At 49.7% G+C, this 18,913-nt stretch carries 18 protein-coding genes and 1 pseudogene; 12 read left to right on the top strand and 7 right to left on the bottom strand.

What is annotated here, in order from left to right:
* Nucleotides 1-158: 158 nt before the first annotated feature.
* The 9 genes from NNO02_RS18850 to phoU all read left to right on the top strand — a co-directional run bounded on the left by NNO02_RS18850 (nt 159) and on the right by phoU (nt 10,005).
* Entirely contained in the window at nt 159-725 is a 567-nt protein-coding gene (locus tag NNO02_RS18850) for a chaperone-usher fimbrial major subunit (RefSeq protein ID WP_271455482.1), read from the top strand.
* 127 nt (nt 726-852) lie between these two features.
* Nucleotides 853-1,536: a fimbrial chaperone gene (locus NNO02_RS18845; protein WP_271455481.1), complete on the top strand. Its 684-nt coding sequence runs from the start codon at nt 853-855 to the stop codon at nt 1,534-1,536.
* 15 nt (nt 1,537-1,551) lie between these two features.
* Complete coding sequence (locus NNO02_RS18840) at nt 1,552-4,071, top strand: fimbria/pilus outer membrane usher protein (protein WP_271455480.1); 2,520 nt, start codon at nt 1,552-1,554, stop codon at nt 4,069-4,071.
* A gap of 10 nt (nt 4,072-4,081) precedes the next feature.
* A complete protein-coding gene (locus tag NNO02_RS18835) occupies nt 4,082-5,170 on the top strand; it encodes a fimbrial protein (RefSeq protein ID WP_271455479.1) in 1,089 nt (362 codons plus the stop codon).
* A gap of 246 nt (nt 5,171-5,416) precedes the next feature.
* Complete coding sequence (gene pstS / locus NNO02_RS18830; RefSeq protein ID WP_005121464.1) at nt 5,417-6,457, top strand: phosphate ABC transporter substrate-binding protein PstS; 1,041 nt, start codon at nt 5,417-5,419, stop codon at nt 6,455-6,457.
* A 128-nt stretch (nt 6,458-6,585) separates the two neighbouring features.
* Entirely contained in the window at nt 6,586-7,545 is a 960-nt protein-coding gene (gene pstC / locus NNO02_RS18825) for a phosphate ABC transporter permease PstC (RefSeq protein ID WP_048213782.1), read from the top strand.
* Nucleotides 7,545-8,435 carry a phosphate ABC transporter permease PstA gene (pstA, locus tag NNO02_RS18820; protein WP_271441445.1) on the top strand — a complete coding sequence of 297 codons (891 nt, stop codon included), beginning with the start codon at nt 7,545-7,547 and terminating at the stop codon, nt 8,433-8,435. The genes pstC and pstA overlap by 1 nt, the downstream gene beginning before the upstream one ends.
* A gap of 46 nt (nt 8,436-8,481) precedes the next feature.
* Nucleotides 8,482-9,255, top strand: coding sequence for a phosphate ABC transporter ATP-binding protein PstB (gene pstB, locus NNO02_RS18815; protein WP_003023821.1), 774 nt, complete (start codon nt 8,482-8,484; stop codon nt 9,253-9,255).
* Nucleotides 9,256-9,279: 24 nt separating this feature from the next.
* Nucleotides 9,280-10,005 carry a phosphate signaling complex protein PhoU gene (gene phoU / locus NNO02_RS18810; RefSeq protein ID WP_006687755.1) on the top strand — a complete coding sequence of 242 codons (726 nt, stop codon included), beginning with the start codon at nt 9,280-9,282 and terminating at the stop codon, nt 10,003-10,005.
* Between the two features lie 122 nt (nt 10,006-10,127).
* Here phoU and yieH read toward each other — a convergent pair whose 3' ends face one another.
* Nucleotides 10,128-10,793, bottom strand: coding sequence for a 6-phosphogluconate phosphatase (gene yieH, locus NNO02_RS18805; RefSeq protein WP_271441444.1), 666 nt, complete (start codon nt 10,791-10,793; stop codon nt 10,128-10,130).
* Between the two features lie 167 nt (nt 10,794-10,960).
* Here yieH and NNO02_RS18800 point away from each other — a divergent pair, with 167 nt between their 5' ends.
* The gene (locus NNO02_RS18800; protein WP_202037341.1) at nt 10,961-12,298 is read left to right on the top strand and encodes an NCS2 family permease; all 1,338 of its coding nucleotides are present in this window, start codon (nt 10,961-10,963) and stop codon (nt 12,296-12,298) included.
* A 56-nt stretch (nt 12,299-12,354) separates the two neighbouring features.
* Here the strand turns inward: NNO02_RS18800 and NNO02_RS18795 are convergent, their stop codons facing one another.
* The 6 genes from NNO02_RS18795 to NNO02_RS18770 all read right to left on the bottom strand — a co-directional run bounded on the left by NNO02_RS18795 (nt 12,355) and on the right by NNO02_RS18770 (nt 17,896).
* Complete coding sequence (locus NNO02_RS18795; protein ID WP_003827046.1) at nt 12,355-12,921, bottom strand: NADPH-dependent FMN reductase; 567 nt, start codon at nt 12,919-12,921, stop codon at nt 12,355-12,357.
* Between the two features lie 30 nt (nt 12,922-12,951).
* Nucleotides 12,952-13,701 carry a 4'-phosphopantetheinyl transferase family protein gene (locus NNO02_RS18790; RefSeq protein WP_271449743.1) on the bottom strand — a complete coding sequence of 250 codons (750 nt, stop codon included), beginning with the start codon at nt 13,699-13,701 and terminating at the stop codon, nt 12,952-12,954.
* Nucleotides 13,702-13,867: 166 nt separating this feature from the next.
* Nucleotides 13,868-14,827 carry an HTH-type transcriptional regulator YidZ gene (gene yidZ / locus NNO02_RS18785; protein WP_101742130.1) on the bottom strand — a complete coding sequence of 320 codons (960 nt, stop codon included), beginning with the start codon at nt 14,825-14,827 and terminating at the stop codon, nt 13,868-13,870.
* Nucleotides 14,796-15,977 carry an MFS transporter gene (locus tag NNO02_RS18780; RefSeq protein WP_271441440.1) on the bottom strand — a complete coding sequence of 394 codons (1,182 nt, stop codon included), beginning with the start codon at nt 15,975-15,977 and terminating at the stop codon, nt 14,796-14,798. The genes yidZ and NNO02_RS18780 overlap by 32 nt, the downstream gene beginning before the upstream one ends.
* A gap of 255 nt (nt 15,978-16,232) precedes the next feature.
* Entirely contained in the window at nt 16,233-16,871 is a 639-nt protein-coding gene (locus NNO02_RS18775) for a hypothetical protein (RefSeq protein ID WP_194212613.1), read from the bottom strand.
* 5 nt (nt 16,872-16,876) lie between these two features.
* A complete protein-coding gene (locus tag NNO02_RS18770; RefSeq protein WP_271455478.1) occupies nt 16,877-17,896 on the bottom strand; it encodes an ImmA/IrrE family metallo-endopeptidase in 1,020 nt (339 codons plus the stop codon).
* A 426-nt stretch (nt 17,897-18,322) separates the two neighbouring features.
* Between NNO02_RS18770 and NNO02_RS23770 the strand changes: the two are divergent.
* Nucleotides 18,323-18,442: pseudogene (locus NNO02_RS23770) on the top strand (ash family protein); the annotation flags it as partial.
* An 83-nt stretch (nt 18,443-18,525) separates the two neighbouring features.
* Entirely contained in the window at nt 18,526-18,729 is a 204-nt protein-coding gene (locus tag NNO02_RS18760; protein ID WP_015959185.1) for a hypothetical protein, read from the top strand.
* Nucleotides 18,730-18,913 lie beyond the last annotated feature (184 nt).

Here is an 18,913-nt window from a genome sequence, read left to right as displayed (position 1 = left end):
ATTCCTTCCGGTACTTTATTTAATATAAATTAAATAAGCTTATTTGTACTTGTGAACTCTATTTTCCCCGCAGTATGATCTCCCTGTTTTAACTGGAGTAATATTAATCCTATTTGTTAAATTGATAGAATATTAAAGTTTATATAATGGAGTTTATAATGGAAGGAAAATTGACCGTTCGTGCTTTACTGCTCTCCTCATTAATATTTACGGGTCAGGTAATGGCTGCGGATGGGACTGTACATTTTCTCGGTGAGATCGTTGACAGTACCTGTGAGGTGACTACCGATACAAAAGATCAGGTTGTTGAGCTAGGTAAAGTTAATAAAACCTCATTTTCTGGTGTGGATAGTACCGCTGCACCAGCATCATTTAGCATCAAGCTGGAAAAATGTCCTGAGACTTACACGAAAGCAGCTGTTCGCTTTGATGGTACAGAGGTTGGTGATGGCAATCTGGCTATTGGCAACCCGTTAACGGATGTCACGCCTGGCGACTATACTGGGGATGCCGCTGATCCACTGGTTGCTACTGGCGTCGGGATTCGTATTTATAACCGTGACGATAACTCTCAGGTTAAACTGTTTAATGATTCATCCTGGTCAAATATTCAGTCAGGTGAGGTGGAGTTAAAGTTTATTGCTCGTTATATTCAGGTTGCTGATGCTGTGACGGCAGGAACCGCGAATGCCGACTCTCAGTTTACCGTTGAATATCAAAAATAAATAATCCTGAACGTATTTATCATCAGGCAGTAGAGCCTGTTATATGGTGATGGTGTTATTACGTTATCTGTTAATTGATTAGTAATGGAATCATTAATATTTCGGGCTCTTTTTTAAGGATGAAAAGATGTTTTGGCGTATCCTTTTGGCGTTGTTGACTGTTACCTTTCTCTCGCAGGTAAATGCCGGTATTGTAGTTGGTGGAACACGGTTGATTTATCCTGGCGATAAGTCAGATGTTACCCTCTCCGTATTTAATAAAGAAACTAAAACGCCTTACCTGCTTCAGGTCTGGGTTGATCCTTTTGATAAAAAAGACAAAACAAAACCACCTTTTATCGCTATTCCTCCCGTTTCCCGACTGGAACCTGGACAGGAAAAAGTTTTACGCATTATCAAATCACCGGGAGAGTTACCGGGCGATCGCGAATCCGTTTTTTGGTTAAACGTGAAGAGTATTCCACCCACTGCTGGTGATAAAAGCCAGGGGGGTAGCACGCTGGAAATTGCTATTAAAGCTCGAATTAAACTGTTCTGGCGCCCTGCGTCAGTCCACTTAATCCCGGAACGAGCGGCTAAAGAGATTATATTCAGCCGCCAGGGTAATAAGCTAATCGTCAAAAACCCAACAGCGATTCACGTCAATATCATGGACGTGCTTGTGAATGGAAAAGATGTGCCTCTCAATATGATCCCACCCTTTACAACATTAACGCTGGTGATGCCTTCAGGAACAGCGGGGAGCACGTTGACCTGGAGATTTATCAATGATTACGGGGCGATAAGTGCGCCGTTAAAGCAACAGCTATAACGAAGGATAACGCCAATGTGTCATCTTCGTTATGTCGATATCTTTTTTGGCTGTGCCGCTTTGGGGTTTTCTCAGATCGTTATGGCGCAAGATACCGTTTTTAACCCCGCCTTGCTTGAAATCGATCACCCCATGAATGTGGATATTCGCCAGTTCGATCGCCAGAATGCGTTACCGCCCGGCGAGTATAAGGTGGATGTATTTATCAACGACCGGTTATTTGAAAGCCGTACGATATCTTTTGTTCAGGATGCGGCAGGCGCGACACTTCATCCCTGTTTTGTTGATGTAAAGGAGGCGCTGAGAGCTTTTGGGGTAAAAGTAGATGCGCTGAAATCACTCACTCAAATCGATGAGAAACAGTGTCGGGATCCTGAACCGTTAATCCCCGGTTCGCAATGGGTGCTGGATGGCGAGAAGTTAGCGCTGCGTATCAATATTCCACAGCTTTATCTCGATCTTGCCGCGCGAGATTACATTCCCCCTTCTCGTTGGGATGAGGGGATTAACGCGCTAATGGTGAACTATGATTTCTCCGGGAGTAAAACACTACGATCTGATTATCAGGATGATGACTATTACTACCTGAACCTGCAAAACGGTCTCAATCTGGGTGCCTGGCGTTTGCGCAACTACAGCACGCTCAACACGACGGATGGCCAGGCCAGCTATCATTCGGTTTCGTCATATATCCAGCGCGATATAGCGGCACTGCGTAGCCAGATAATGCTGGGTGATGCCTGGACGGCCAGTGATATTTTCGACAGCGCCCAGATTCGCGGCATTCGTCTATATACCGATGCGGATATGCTGCCAGATAGTATGAACGGCTTTGCTCCTACGGTTCGAGGTATCGCAAAAAGCAATGCGACCGTCATTATCCGACAAAGCGGATATGTCATTTATCAGTCCGCTGTGCCACAGGGTGCTTTTGAGATTACCGATCTGAGTACGGCGAATACGGGCGGCGATCTGGATGTTACGGTTAAAGAAGAAGATGGCAGTGAGCAGCACTTTACACAGCCGTATGCCTCTCTGGCGATCTTAAAGCGTGAAGGGCAAACAGATGTGGATTTCAGCGTTGGTGAACTGCGTGCGGAGGACCATTTTACACCGAATGTCGCTCAGGGGCAGATTCTGCACGGTCTGCCGTGGGGAATGACTATTTATGGTGGTGCACAACTGGCGAATGATTATCGTGCGCTGGCGCTTGGCGTAGGCAAGGATTTAGGGGCGTTGGGGGCACTCTCGTTTGATGTTACCCATGCGCACGCATATTTTGCGGCTGGTGATGACGAAACTGGGCAATCGTATCGCTTTCTCTATTCCAAGCGTTTTGATGAAACAGATACTAACTTTCGGCTGGTGGGATATCGCTATTCCACAAAGGGATACTACACGCTTAACGAATGGGCATCGCGACAAAACGATGCCAGCGATTTTTGGGTTTATGGTAACCGCCGCAGCCGTGTAGAAGGGACGTGGACGCAAAATTTTGGTCAGCAAGGCGGCAATGTATATATCACCCTTAGCCGGCAGCAGTACTGGCAAACGGATGAGGTCGAACGTCTTGTGCAAATGGGATACAGCAATACCTGGCATCGTGTCTCATGGAGCATCTCATGGAATTATTCCGATTCACTTGACCATTATTCCACTTCAACAAACACCAACAACAGCAACGCCAGCAAAGAACAGATTTATATGTTCACCGTCTCTGTTCCGTTGTCAGGATGGATGGACGGCAGCTATGTGGATTACTCCCTGAATCAGGATAATCATGGTAACAGCACCCACAGTGTCGGTCTTGGCGGCTCGTTACTTGAAGGGCGCAACCTCTCCTGGAATCTGCAACAGTCTTATGACAACAGTGGTTCCAGCTACAACGGCAATATGAGTCTGGCCTATGACGGTACTTATGGCTCGGTTAATGGTGCTTATGCCTGGAGTCAGGAGACTGAACGCTTTAGCTACGGTGTTAAAGGTGGCGTGATGCTCCACGGTGATGGCATTACATTGTCGCAAGAACTGGGTGAAACGGTAGCACTGGTACAGGCTCCCGGTGCGGAGGGTCTGAAGGTTGAGAATACGACAGGTGTGGCGACGGACTGGCAAGGCTACACCGTGAAGACGCAATTAACGCCATATGATGAAAACCGTGTCGCTATCGACAGTGATTATTTTTCACAGGCTAACGTTGAGTTGGATAACACCGTAGTTAACGTCGTGCCAACGCGTGGTGCCGTTGTGAAGGCTGCATTTACGACGCATGTTGGTTATCGAATTTTATTTGATGCGCGCCTGGCTGGCGGAAAAGCGGTTCCTTTTGGTGCCATTGCTACGGCTCAACTGGACTCCGGTGTAGTCACTGGAATTGTTGGTGATAATGGTGAGTTATACCTTGCCGGGATGCCGGAAAAAGGGGACTTCCAGTTGGTCTGGGGAGAAGGGGGCGCAAAACGCTGTCATGCGGCATACCAGGTTGATCAACAGGGAATGAATGGACTAATTCAGGTTCCAGTAACCTGCCAGTGAGAAGGATATCATGATGAAAATAGGGTATTACGCCTACTGTGTGGCGTTATTTTTGATGGGAACGTCGACTGGCTATGCGGCTGTTGCGGGAACGTGTGAAACAACATCCGGTACGCATATACTTAGTCTGACTTTCCCACTGACACAAGTCTCCGCGGATAAAAATGTAGCGGGAACGACGTTGATGAATGTGGCCGATGCGACTTCCAGTGAAAGTTATAATATCCAGTGTACCTGCGATGTGGCGCATCGTGATGGGACGTATCACGAAGTTTACTATACCGCCGATCCTGCACCTGGCATGGTCTATAGCCAAACGACTAATGGGTTATCTTTTTACTCCCTTAATGATTATCTGGATGTGGGTACAAAAATTTATATCATAAATGCGGGTTATACCGGCGTGCCTTTTGAGAATGTCTCTAATCAGGTTGCGGCGACAACTTCGCACACCTGTGAAGGGATGAGTACAAATGCGAAAAGCGTCACTCTCGATACAGGCACCGACGCCCGACTTTCCTTCCATCTGAAGCACTCTATTACTGGTGTAGTGGTCATTCCTTCAACAGATATTGCTGTGTTATATGCCGGGCTTTCCAGTACCTCGTCGCGGGGCGATATTATCGCGAAGGTCAGAATTAAAGGAAGTTTGGTGGCTCCGCAGTCCTGTACGATCAACGGTGGACAAGATATTACCGTGGATTTTGATGCCATCCCGGCGTCTGATTTTTCTCAGGTGGCCGGGCAGGCTATTACCACGCGCAAAATCACTAAAATGGTGGATGTCGAGTGCACCGGCATGGGCGACGACAGAACGCAGGGTGTAGATGTTTCATTCAATGCCACTGAGCTGGGCAGCGATAGTTCAATAATGGCAACCAGCAATGAAGACGTGGGGATTAAGATCTACAACAAAAACAATGTGGCTATTGATGTTAACGGTGGATCGCTGCCAACAGATATGGACCGAACCACACTGTTAGGACATAAAAATGGTTCAGTGACCTTTTCGGCGGCGCCTGCCAGCCTGACGGGCTCCCGACCAAAACCGGGCATATTTACCGCAACGGCAACACTGACTATTGAATTCACTAACTAACCCATCAGCGGCTGTTTATGACAGCCGTTGTCATATTTCCCCTTCGGAACCTGACCTTCCTCAAAAAAAACATGATAAAAAATGAACGCCTTGTGAATTAATGGCTATATTTTTCATGTGGTTACAATCATCTATTTCGTTGTCATAAAACTGTCATATTTCGTACATTTAACTGTCACCTGTTTGTCCTATTTTGCTCATCGTAGCCACTAAACAATGATTTACGAAAATCTTGCAGGAGACATTATGAAAGTTATGCGTACCACTGTCGCAACTGTTGTCGCCGCGACCTTATCTATGAGCGCGTTCTCTGCCTTTGCTGCAGCGAGCCTGACAGGTGCTGGTGCAACTTTTCCTGCGCCAGTGTATGCCAAATGGGCTGATACTTATCAGAAAGAGACCGGTAGCAAAGTAAACTACCAGGGTATCGGCTCCTCCGGTGGTGTAAAACAAATTACCGCAAATACCGTTGATTTCGGTGCATCAGATGCGCCGTTATCTGACGAGAAGTTGGCTCAGGAAGGCCTGTTCCAGTTCCCGACAGTGATCGGCGGTGTGGTGCTGGCGGTGAATATCCCTGGCCTGAAGTCCGGTGAGCTGGTGCTTGACGGTAAAACCTTGGGCGATATCTACCTCGGCAAAATTAAGAAGTGGGATGATGAAGCCATCACCAAACTGAACCCGGGTCTGAAGCTGCCTTCTCAGAACATTGCCGTTGTGCGTCGTGCAGATGGTTCCGGTACCTCCTTCGTCTTCACCAGCTACCTGGCGAAAGTGAACGAAGAGTGGAAATCTAAAATTGGCGCAGGCTCTACCGTGAACTGGCCGACCGGTCTGGGCGGTAAAGGTAACGACGGTATCGCTGCGTTCGTACAGCGTCTGCCAGGCTCTATCGGCTACGTTGAGTATGCTTATGCTAAGCAGAACAACCTGGCATACACCAAACTGGTTTCTGCTGATGGCAAACCGGTAAGCCCGACAGAAGAAAACTTTGCCAATGCGGCTAAAGGTGCTGACTGGAGCAAAACCTTCGCTCAGGATCTGACGAACCAGAAAGGTGACAATGCGTGGCCAATCACTTCCACCACCTTCATCCTGGTTCATAAAGAGCAGAAGAAACCAGAGCAAGGCGTTGAAGTGCTGAAATTCTTTGACTGGGCATATAAAAATGGCGGCAAACAGGCTAACGACCTGGATTACGCCAGCTTGCCGGATAGCGTGGTTGAGCAGATTCGTGCTGCATGGAAGACCAACGTGAAAGACAGCAGCGGTAAAGCGCTGTACTAACAGGATATTTTTGACGAAGATGGCGGGTGGCGCTGGCGCTTTCCCGCCCTACGGTTCATCCTGTAGGCCCGGTAAGCGCCAGCGCCACCGGGCATATTCGTAAGACGTCTCAAACAGAAGAGTGATTTATGGCTGCAACCAAGCCTGCTTTTAACCCACCGGGTAAAAAGGGTGACATGATATTCAGCGCGCTGGTAAAACTGGCTGCGCTGATTGTGCTATTGATGTTGGGTGGCATTATTGTCTCTCTGATCATCTCCTCCTGGCCAAGCATCCAGAAATTTGGTTTCTCATTCCTTTGGACCAAAGACTGGGATGCGCCAAATGATATCTACGGTGCACTGGTACCGATTTACGGTACGTTGGTCACCTCACTTATCGCACTGCTGATCGCCGTTCCGGTGAGTTTCGGCATTGCCTTGTTCCTGACGGAACTTGCACCTGGCTGGCTGAGACGCCCGCTGGGTATCGCTATTGAACTGCTGGCGGCGATCCCGAGTATCGTTTACGGCATGTGGGGTCTGTTTATCTTTGCCCCGCTGTTTGCGACGTATTTCCAGGAGCCGGTCGGTAATATTCTTTCCAACATTCCGTTTGTTGGCGCACTGTTCGCTGGCCCGGCATTTGGTATCGGTATTCTGGCTGCTGGCGTGATCCTCGCCATCATGATCATCCCGTACATTGCGGCGGTTATGCGTGATGTATTCGAGCAAACGCCGGTACTGATGAAAGAGTCAGCCTACGGTATTGGCTGTACTACCTGGGAGGTTATCTGGCGTATCGTTCTGCCGTTCACCAAAAACGGTGTGATTGGCGGCGTAATGCTGGGTCTGGGTCGCGCGCTGGGTGAAACCATGGCGGTGACCTTTATCATCGGTAACACCTACCAACTCGACAGCGCATCGCTGTATATGCCGGGCAACAGTATCACCTCTGCGCTGGCAAACGAATTTGCTGAAGCGGAATCGGGTCTGCATGTTGCGGCACTGATGGAACTGGGTCTGATCCTGTTTGTGATCACCTTCATCGTACTGGCAGCGTCTAAGTTCATGATCATGCGCCTTGCGAAAAACGAGGGGGCACGCTAATGGCTACGCTGGAAATGCAAAACACCGCCGCACTGGCAGAATCACGCCGTAAAATGCAGGCGCGTCGACGTCTGAAGAACCGCATCGCGCTGACGCTCTCGATGGCGACGATGGCATTTGGTCTGTTCTGGCTTATCTGGATCCTGATGTCCACGATTACCCGTGGCATTGACGGTATGTCGCTGGCACTGTTCACCGAAATGACCCCGCCGCCGAACACCGCGGGTGGTGGTCTGGCGAACGCGCTTGCCGGTAGCGGACTGTTAATTCTGTGGGCGACCGTGTTTGGTACACCGCTCGGTATTATGGCGGGCATCTACCTGGCGGAATACGGACGTAAGTCCTGGCTGGCTGAAGTCATCCGCTTTATCAACGATATCCTGTTGTCTGCACCATCGATTGTGGTCGGTCTGTTCGTTTACACCATCGTGGTGGCAAAAATGGAACACTTCTCCGGCTGGGCGGGCGTGATTGCGCTGGCGCTGCTGCAGGTACCTATCGTTATTCGAACCACTGAGAACATGCTCAAACTGGTGCCGGATAGTCTGCGAGAAGCCGCCTATGCGTTGGGTACACCAAAGTGGAAGATGATTTCCGCGATCACCCTGAAGGCGTCTGTGTCGGGCATTATTACCGGTATTCTGCTGGCAATTGCCCGTATTGCTGGTGAAACGGCTCCGCTGCTGTTTACGTCGCTCTCCAACCAATTCTGGAGCACTGACATGATGCAGCCAATCGCCAACCTGCCGGTCACTATCTTTAAGTTTGCGATGAGCCCATTTGCTGAATGGCAGCAACTGGCCTGGGCTGGGGTACTGATTATTACCCTGTGCGTACTGCTGCTGAACATTCTGGCGCGCGTGATTTTCGCGAAGAAGAAACACGGTTAATTTTTACGGCGTGGCTGATGCGGCGCCGGATGAGGAAGAGATTGAAATGAGTATGGTTGATACTGCCCCAGGTAAGATTCAGGTTCGTGATTTGAACTTCTACTATGGCAAATTCCATGCCCTGAAGAACATCAACCTGGATATTGCGAAGAACCAGGTAACGGCGTTTATCGGGCCGTCAGGCTGTGGTAAATCAACGCTGCTGCGTACCTTCAACAAAATGTTTGAACTGTACCCGGAGCAGCGTGCGGAAGGTGAAATCCTGTTGGATGGTGACAATATTCTCACCAATACCCAGGATATCGCGCTGCTGCGTGCCAAAGTCGGCATGGTTTTCCAGAAGCCAACGCCGTTTCCGATGTCTATCTACGACAATATTGCGTTTGGCGTGCGTCTGTTTGAGAAGCTTTCCCGTGCCGATATGGACGAACGCGTGCAGTGGGCGTTGACCAAAGCCGCACTGTGGAATGAAACCAAAGATAAATTACACCAGAGCGGATACTCTCTCTCCGGTGGTCAGCAGCAGCGTTTGTGCATTGCGCGTGGTATCGCCATTCGCCCGGAAGTGCTTCTGCTTGATGAACCGTGTTCAGCGCTTGACCCGATCTCCACCGGGCGTATTGAAGAGCTGATCACTGAGCTGAAAGAGGATTACACCGTCGTTATCGTCACCCACAACATGCAGCAGGCTGCGCGTTGTTCTGACCATACGGCGTTTATGTACCTGGGCGAGTTGATTGAGTTCAGCAACACGGACGATCTGTTCACCAAACCCGCGAAGAAACAAACAGAAGACTACATTACTGGCCGCTACGGTTGATATGCCCGGGCATCTGGAGAAATGATGGATAACCTTAACCTTAATAAACATATTTCCGGTCAGTTCAACGCTGAACTGGAGAGCATTCGTACCCAGGTGATGACCATGGGCGGCATGGTTGAGCAGCAGCTTTCTGATGCGATTACCGCCATGCACAATCAGGACAGCGATCTGGCGAAGCGCGTCATTGAGGGCGATAAAAACGTCAACATGATGGAAGTGGCGATTGATGAAGCCTGCGTGCGTATCATCGCCAAACGTCAGCCGACAGCGAGCGACCTGCGCCTGGTGATGGCGATCATCAAAACCATCGCTGAGCTGGAGCGTATTGGTGACGTCGCGGATAAAATCTGCCGTACTGCGCTGGAGAAATTCTCCCAGCAGCATCAACCGCTGTTGGTCAGTCTGGAGTCGCTGGGCCGTCACACCGTGCAGATGTTGCACGACGTGTTGGATGCCTTTGCGCGTATGGATCTGGATGAGGCGGTACGTATCTACCGTGAAGATAAGAAAGTCGACCAGGAATATGAAGGCATTGTGCGCCAGCTGATGACCTACATGATGGAAGACCCGCGCACCATTCCAAGCGTGCTGACCGCGCTGTTTTGCGCGCGTTCTATCGAGCGTATCGGTGACCGTTGTCAGAATATCTGCGAATACATTTTCTACTTCGTGAAGGGGCAAGATTTCCGTCACGTGGGCGGGGATGAGCTGGATAAGCTGCTGGCGGGTAAAGATCCGAAGGAATAGCGGCTTGTTGCGTTCGCCGGGATCCCTCGGCGTCGCTATTGTAGGCCGGATAAGGCGTTAAGCCGCATCCGGCATTCTGCGCCATTCGCCCGGTGGCGCATGCTTACCGGGCCTACAAAAAATTACCGCGTAATATCCCAACCCCGCGCCTTCCACAATTCCGGCAACTGTGCCAAATCGGTAAAGGTCGTCACTTTAGGATGATCGATCGGTTTGTTGTGCGGATCGGCGCAGAAGTAAAAAACCTCCATTCCTGCAGCAATCCCCGCCTGGGCACCCGCACTGGAGTCATCGACCAGGATACAGTTCTCAACGTTGACGTTCATCGCTTTCGCCGCATGGAACATCAGTGCCGGGTCAGGCTTCCAGCGCTGAATATCATAACCGCTGAACAGTAAATCAGGAAAATGATGCAACATGCCCAGCTTACCCAATGAATGCTGCATTTTGCTGACCGGACCGTTAGACACCACGCACATTGGCACAGCCATGCTGTCCAGCAGCGTGTTCGCACCAGCAATGACTTCCAGCTCGGTATCGAACAGACGTGCGACCTCAGCACGGTAAACCGGTTCTAACTCGGCTTTTGCCAGTTCGACACCGTGTTCTTCGTTAATAATGTCGATGATTTCGTAGAGCTTTACCCCCTTGAAGCGTTTAAACGTCTCTTCAAGATCGAGCGTAATGCCGAACGCCTGGAACATGCTGACATACGCGCGAGAACAAATTACTTCACTGTCGACAAGGGTACCGTCACAGTCAAAAAATACGGCTTCTATCTGGGACATGTCATTTCCATTTTAACAAGTTTAACGTTTTCGTAATGCATATTGGGGGGACGCAATCGTTGCCGTATAAGCAAAATCAATGAAAAAAGTTGCTCATAACCCAACCCTATTGTCGCATTTTGGTATAGGATAGCGACGAATTTTCCCTCCTTGTTCGGAAATTGATAATGAGTCAACAACACACAACCCAGGCTTCTGGCCAGGGGATGCTGGAACGCGTGTTCAAACTGCGCGAGCATGGCACGACGGCACGGACCGAAGTGATCGCCGGTTTAACCACCTTCCTGACGATGGTGTATATCGTTTTTGTTAACCCGCAAATTCTTGGCGTAGCTGGCATGGACACCAGCGCCGTCTTTGTTACCACCTGTCTTATTGCTGCATTTGGTAGCATCCTGATGGGGCTGTTTGCCAACCTGCCGGTTGCGCTGGCACCTGCCATGGGTCTGAACGCATTCTTTGCCTTCGTGGTGGTCGGTGCGATGGGGCTGTCATGGCAGATTGGTATGGGCGCGATCTTCTGGGGCGCAATTGGTCTGCTGCTGCTGACGATTTTCCGCGTACGCTACTGGATGATTGCGAATATCCCGGTCAGTCTGCGCGTGGGCATCACCAGCGGTATCGGCCTGTTCATCGGCATGATGGGGCTGAAAAATGCCGGTGTTATTGTTGCGAACAAAGACACGCTGGTTTCCATCGGTAACCTGACTTCCCATAGCGTGCTGTTGGGGATTCTGGGCTTCTTTATCATCGCGATTCTGGCATCACGCAACATTCACGCGGCAGTGCTGATCTCCATTATTGTGACCACGCTGTTAGGGTGGATGTTGGGTGATGTTCATTACAGCGGTATCGTTTCTGCACCGCCGAGCGTCACGTCTGTTATTGGTCATGTTGACCTGGCGGGGTCATTTAACATTGGTCTGGCGGGCGTTATTTTCTCGTTCATGCTGGTGAACCTGTTTGACTCCTCCGGTACGTTGATTGGCGTCACAGATAAAGCGGGTTTGGCAGATGCCAAGGGCAAGTTCCCGCGCATGAAGCAGGCTCTGTTTGTCGATAGCGTGTCGTCTGTTACCGGTGCGTTTATCGGTACTTCTTCCGTTACCGCATATATTGAATCCTCTTCCGGGGTTTCTGTCGGTGGACGTACAGGTCTGACAGCCGTGGTTGTCGGTCTGCTGTTCCTGCTGGTTATCTTCCTGTCACCGTTGGCGGGAATGGTGCCGGGCTATGCCGCAGCGGGTGCGCTGATTTACGTGGGCGTATTGATGACGTCCAGCCTGTCGCGCGTGAAGTGGGATGATCTGACTGAAGCTGTTCCGGCGTTTATTACCGCTGTGATGATGCCGTTTAGCTTCTCCATCACTGAAGGCATCGCGCTGGGCTTTATTTCCTACTGCGTGATGAAAATTGGTACTGGCCGTTTCCGCGATCTCAGCCCGTGCGTCATCGTTGTTGCGCTGCTGTTTGTGTTGAAGATTGTGTTTATCGACGCGCATTAATCGCTGTCTATTCGACCATAGCAAAACAAGCCCAGCATATCGCTGGGCTTTTTCTTTTACGCTTTTACGCGCTGAATATAATCACCGAACGCGGTCAGTTGGCCAGTCAGATGGTCCAGCGTGCTTTGGTCGATCACTTCGCCGGTCTGCGGGTCTACTTTATTCTGAATAACGCCGCCCATAAACTCTGGCTTGTTCATCACCATCGCATCGAGGAATACCAGAATTTGGCGCAGATGATACTGACAGCGAGCGCCGCCAATGGCGCCCATTGAGCTGGTTTGGATCAGCACCGGTTTGCCTGATAATGGTTGATCGGGCAGACGAGACAGCCAGTCGATGGCGTTTTTCAGCCCGCCAGGAACAGAATAGTTGTATTCCGGCGTGACGATAACGACGCCATCAGCCTTCCTGATTTGTTCCGCCAGCGCTTCTACACTTGCCGGAAACCCCTCTTCCTGCTGAAGGTCGGCATCGTACAGAGGAATATCCCCAATCGACGGTAACGCATTCACTTCCATCCCCGCGGGGGCAATTTTTGGCAGCGTACGGGCAACCATTCCATTAAACGAACCCTTGCGCAGGCTCCCCAGTAACGTAACAACATTCAATGTTTCAGACATGGTTACTCCTGTTTCATCATGAAGGTCAAATCAGTTAAGCGTATGGCTTTTTGCTGCGGATAATTGTGAAAACCGGATCAGGCGACCCGTTGGCTCATTCGCGCGGGTCTGGATATCAGGCAAGCTTTTCCAGTCCTGTTTACCATCAAACTCCCAAACCTTGAGTTTTTCAATGGTTGGCGTGACCGCGACCGACCACACCAGCACATCTTCGGCATCGCAAATGGCTTCTATCTGCGTAACGTGAGCACATCTCAGACGGCCCGCACCCGGTAATAGCTGGAGTTCACGTGGATCGTCATTGCACACGTCGCCAGTGAGCTTGAGAACGCTCTGGCGTAACGTAATGAGTTGAGCACGTGCTTCATTGGGGTCGTTTTGGTTATTGATCCACAGATTTTCGTTGCTGGAAAAGCGGTAGGTTTCTGTAGCATTCGGGGTATGAAACCCGCGGGTTGCTCGCTGAAGCTCCATATCCAGGCCGCATGAACCCTCTGTGGTAATCGCGACGCCGACGATATTCCCGGCATAGGAAATCGAAAAACCAGGCAGGTTTTTATCGCGAAAAATGGGTTTCCCTTTCGCCTCGGTAACAATCTCAGGCAATGTGCTGGTGCCGTAAAGCATAAACATCAGTTCAGCGAGAAGGCTTCGGGAGGCCAGAAAGCGTGTTCGGCGGTGAGTGGGGAGATTTCTTGCTTCAAAATGACATGGAGTAGGGAGACGAACTGAAACCAGGTGTCCCTCCGTAAGAATCCCTCTGGCAAAATGTGTCGCCATTTTTCGCTCCGTGATTAATGGTCCGTGATTATTATCAGAGTAACATTTACGCAGCTTATAGGCAGGCTTTACTGCCCAAAAAGTAAACGGAATCGGGATACATTACGCGACATTTACATTTCCACAGCCAGGGAGGTCAATAAAACAACAATATAGCAAAGGATCTTCATGACATCTCGCGATAGAGTGCCTTGATCGTCTCTTTCAGCCATACGATCTTAGGATTGTGGCTGTTGCGTTTATGCCAAAGGAGGGTGAACGGTACGCGCATTTTTTCCAGTTGCGCAGCATCAAAAGGCATTGGACGTGCCACGAGCGGAAGCTGGTGGAGTTGGTTGTAACGCTGACAATAGACCGGGGCGGTGGCTATTAATGCGTGATCGGGCTGCGCGGCCATAAACAGCGACTGTTCAAAGCCCGGGAGACACAATGCGATGTTACGCGCACGCCCCATCTCCTGAAGCACATCGTCCAGTGCCCAGGTGTCGCTCTGCTCCCAGCTAATGCTGATATGGGGATAGCGCAGGAATGTTTCCAGATTCCACTCTTCCTGCAATGCAGGATGGTCTTCACGTAACCAGACGCAGGGGAGATCGGAAAACAGGACCTCGTGGTCGATCGATAACGGTAGCAGACTCAGCAATTCTCGTGAGCGCGGGTGACTTTCACGCCCGGTAAAGCCGATATCGACCTCGCCACGGATAATAGCATCCAGCGAATCGTAATCCCAGTTGCGCACTTTGATCGTTGCCTGTGGATAACGCTGGTAGATCTGTTGGGAGAGCGCGTTAAACATGATCATCACCAGCGGCGTTTCAGCCACCAAATCAAACTTCAGCCCACGTGGTGCTTCATGGTGTGGCTTATCGAGCAATTGATTGCCCATCTGCATCCACTCCGCCAGGCTCTGTTCCATGTTGAGCATCAGCGGCGTTGGTGTCAGCCCCAGCGGGGTGTTAACAAACAACGGATCGTCAAACCAGGCCCTCAGCTTCGACAGCGATTTGCTGACCGCCGACGGCGTGACGTTCATCCGTTTGGCGGTTTTAGTGACACTGCGTTCCTGCATCAACAACTGCAGGCAGAGCAGCAAATTAAGATCGAGACTGCTGAGGGATTTCTTCATGAGTTGGCGTGGACCGGTTTGGTGCAACAGTGATAATCAGCATGATACTCACTATGCTACAGCCAATCAGAATCCCGATCAGCATATTCAGCGCATCGAGACCGAGGATGGCGGCCAACCAAATCCATAACGATGAACCGCAAACCTGGGCAATGCCTAATGCCGAGCTGGCGACGCCTGCGCGCAGCGAGAATGGCCCCAGCGCCTGGCTCATGGCAACGCCGAAACCGACTGAGAATCCGGCGCAGATTAAGGTTAACCCGAACAACGTTACAGCGTGCGTACTGGCAAGAGTTAACACGATGCCCGCAGCTAGGAACAATACCTGTGAAGTCAGCATCAGGATGCGGGGTTTAAAAATGCTCAGTGCGAATGGCGTTGAGAAGGAGACCGCCATACTGACACCCGCGGTCATCGCCATTGTCGTGGCGTACTCACCGCGGTCAAAACCCATCACTTCCATCAGCAGCACCGGAGAGGTATTCACAAAGGTCAGGATGACCGACACGCTGAGGGTGGTAATTGCCAGGCGGCTAAGGAAAAAGCGGTTTACCAGTGATTCGGTGGTTTGGTTCTTTTGCACAGATGCCGGGAGCGTCGTTGGGCGCGATTCTCGCAGGATAAACACTGATAGCAGGCAAACGACCACACCCATACCCATCATCGTGTAGAACAGGCTCTGCCAGGGGTATTTGAGCATAATCAGATGCCCCATCACCGGAGCCAGTACCGGCACGATACAAGTGATACCGTTTAGCAGCGACAGCACCTTCGCACGGCGGCGATCGTCGAGTGTATCGCGCAGGATGGCGAAGGCCACCACGTAGCAGCAACCTGCCCCGATGCCCTGAACAAAACGGCCGACCAGGAACGGCGTACCGCTCTCGGCGAATGAACATAAGGCCGAGGCGATAATAAAGATCACCGCACCGACAATGGCGACCGGTTTACGACCCGACTGGTCAGCAATTTTACCGGCGAACAACATTGCCGTCGCCATCCCCGCCAGGTAGACCGAGAACGCGATATGCAACTGAGCCTCGCTGGCTTGTAAATCGGCAGCAATACGGGGCAATCCCACCAGATACATATCAATCCCGGCGGGATAAAGGAGAACCAGGGCAAAACTGCAGATTAGAAAGCGTGTCATAGCGACCTCATGAGGAAAGTGGCGCTAAGAATACGGGGAGAGGAATGTCTGTGCGAGTTGCCATTTGGACAACAGTGATTTCCTTATGGGAAATCACTGTTGCCGTATCCGGCCTACGGGGCCTGTAGGCCCGTTAAGCATCGTGCCACCGGGTAACACATCGCAATACAGAAGCTGGAAAGTCGTGCTAACTCGTTAATTTATCAGCGATACGTTGCCTTGAAAACATGGCTATGGGCACATTCAAGGACACAGTTACGTTTGTGCTAAGCGCCAGTGCTGTTCAAGTGACAATATAGCTTCAGGAAGTTCTCTAAGTTGATGAAAGAATCCCTCAACAACATGCTCAAGAGTTCGCCCATTACCAATACATGTTCTTAAGGCACTATCTACTCGGTTTTCGCCTTGGAAAGCAATAGTTGCTTTTTCATTCACATATTCAAGAGACAATTCATTGATAAGGAAGCAGATAACTTGCTCTAAGCATACAAAACGATTATTAAGGGTGGCCTCTTCAATGAAACCTGTTTCAGCTATCGCTTTCAAAAAGCGTTTATCTCCTGATAGCAAAAGGTCATGGTGGTTTAACAACCCTTGAACCAACCTCATTTCCCCTTCATCAAGGTTATCAAAATTGTTTTGCAACTCGATCAATCGCTGATCTGAGATAACTTCATCAAAGGCTATAAAAACACCTTGAGCTAAACAATCTTGAACTTTTTGTACCGCTTCAGCGCCATAGCGACGGTTTGCTGCTTTTCCTCTTAACTGATAAACAAGAGTATCCAAAACATAAAGTTGGCCATAGTTTCTTGTAAGTAATTCGCAACCATCTGCAAGTAGGTCAAGCTGGGCCAATTTAAGTACTACATCATTATCAAGTAATACAGCCACTGGCACTACACCTCAATGTTGTTCATTCTGCAAAGCATTTCGAACTTGTCTTCCGAAGTCTTTTCTTCGTCAACGTACTCAAGAAAAGTTCTGCTAGCTTGATCCATCCATGTTAATTGCGGGTAGAGAATATTTAATGCGCTCCCACAAACAGCAAAATAATTACCTGAATGAGTACGACTCATCGTTTTGGCATAATTTAATGCAACATGCCCAGGGTCAACTTGATTTTGACGAGCAATGCGAAGTGCTTCAGACGCTAACACATCTGCTCTTATCCAACCATTGCTATGAAAAGCCGCATCGGGGCGTCCATTGAGCAACTCAATTGCATACACGTTCGCCTCATGTTCCTGAGGATTGTCCACATCATCTTCATTAATTTTTTCATCAATAAGCAATGAATTATCTTCGAGATGTCCGCAGGCAATGTGGCCTAACTCATGAGCTAGGCTGAACAACATAGCACTTGCATGCTTGTGTTTTTTAGTAAGAGCAATAACAGGACGCTCAGATACTTTGATTGCCACAGCGTCCATTTTCTTTCTCGCTGGTATTTCCGGCATGTATAAAACAGGAATACCTCTAGACCACGAAAATTCTAAAAGAGATTGAAAATCAACCCACGGCTTACCCTGCGCTAGGATTTCTTGCCTGACCTCACTAGCGGTGGGAAGCCCACTGTATTGGTTTTTAGCAACTGTTGCTGCAATTTTAGCCATTCCATCAACAACAGCGGTTGCTGCCTGAAGCTCTTCGACAGATTTATTTGCAGCATGTTTGTACCTACGAATAGATTCATTAAACCTTAGCTGTTCTGTCGGATTCATTACAGTGCTTAAATCTAAGTTTGCAAACTTGGCTAAACCTAGAATAACCTGCTGGCTAATGCTGGGCGACTGGTTCAATGAGTCATCCCACCAATCAGGAAGTAGCTTAGATAAACCTTCAGCTAAGCGCCCATCAAGAGCACTTACTCGATTTAAAAAAGCCCTAAGAGGCTTATGATGTACGGTAGTAGTCATCTTATCCCCTCCTTTGTAGTAATTCTAATAGTTGATTTCTGCTTATAGTATAACCGCGGGTCAGTTGCATCACACGCAGTTTCTAAATGCATTCTACAGCTTAGTCGTACTCACACCCTATAAAGTTCCCTTGCGCAGCAAGCTATCGGCAATTATTGGTCCGCTGGTTTTTTATCCACTAAGCATAGAATTGTTGGGGCTACTCTTACTGAGACCAGAAACTACAACTTTTTGAATAATCATAAGCACAAAATAGTTTATGCGGCGCGCATAAAACCACCTTGATGATGAGGCGATAAGCATAGTTTTTGCGTACTGACTTGCGCTATAGTCCCCACGTTGCGGCAAAACCGCAACCGGAATTGGCGTTCCGAATTATCACGAGTGTCGGTAGCGATGTTTGCAGTGCTACTGGCGCGGCCTGCGCTCGCCCCTTCAATGGTGGCTCAGGCAGGGGCTTCGAAAGAAGCGCCGGGTCGTGATAACCGGTACGCCAACCCTGTCTGGGTCACCACCAGTGAGCCTGGCGTCTCCGGTGGTGGCGTTAACCTGCTTATCACGAAGCGGAGCGCTGCGTATGTGTCCTGTCCCTGAATTTCCCATTGCACCAGCCTCCGCCGGAGGTATCTATGAAAATCACCGTAGAACAACCCTCAGCCAGAGAACTGGTCGATCGCTCGCGAGTCCTGGTGCATGTGATGCTCGAGCATCCTGACGATATCGGCCCTAATTATGCGTTGCTTCTCATCCTTGCCGATCAGCTACAACTGTTAAGAGATGCTTTTGAAGAGGATGAGATCAGACGGCTTAGGGATGAGAAATTACCTCAATAATTTTTACAGCGACCACAGCATCAGGGACAGATGTTGTGGTGTGTTTTGGTACAATTCGGAATCCAGCGATACATTCGTTGTCTGAATCCTTCAAGTTCCCCCATTTATTGTCTACTAAGTAAAAAGAAAGTGGGGGATGTGTTGTGCAAATTAAGACTACTATAATATATTGATTTTATTAGGC

The sequence above is a fragment of the Citrobacter sp. Awk 2 genome, assembly GCF_028069815.1.
In the GTDB taxonomy this organism is placed as follows: Bacteria; Pseudomonadota; Gammaproteobacteria; order Enterobacterales; family Enterobacteriaceae; genus Citrobacter.
This window is presented reverse-complemented; position numbering and strand designations above follow the sequence as displayed.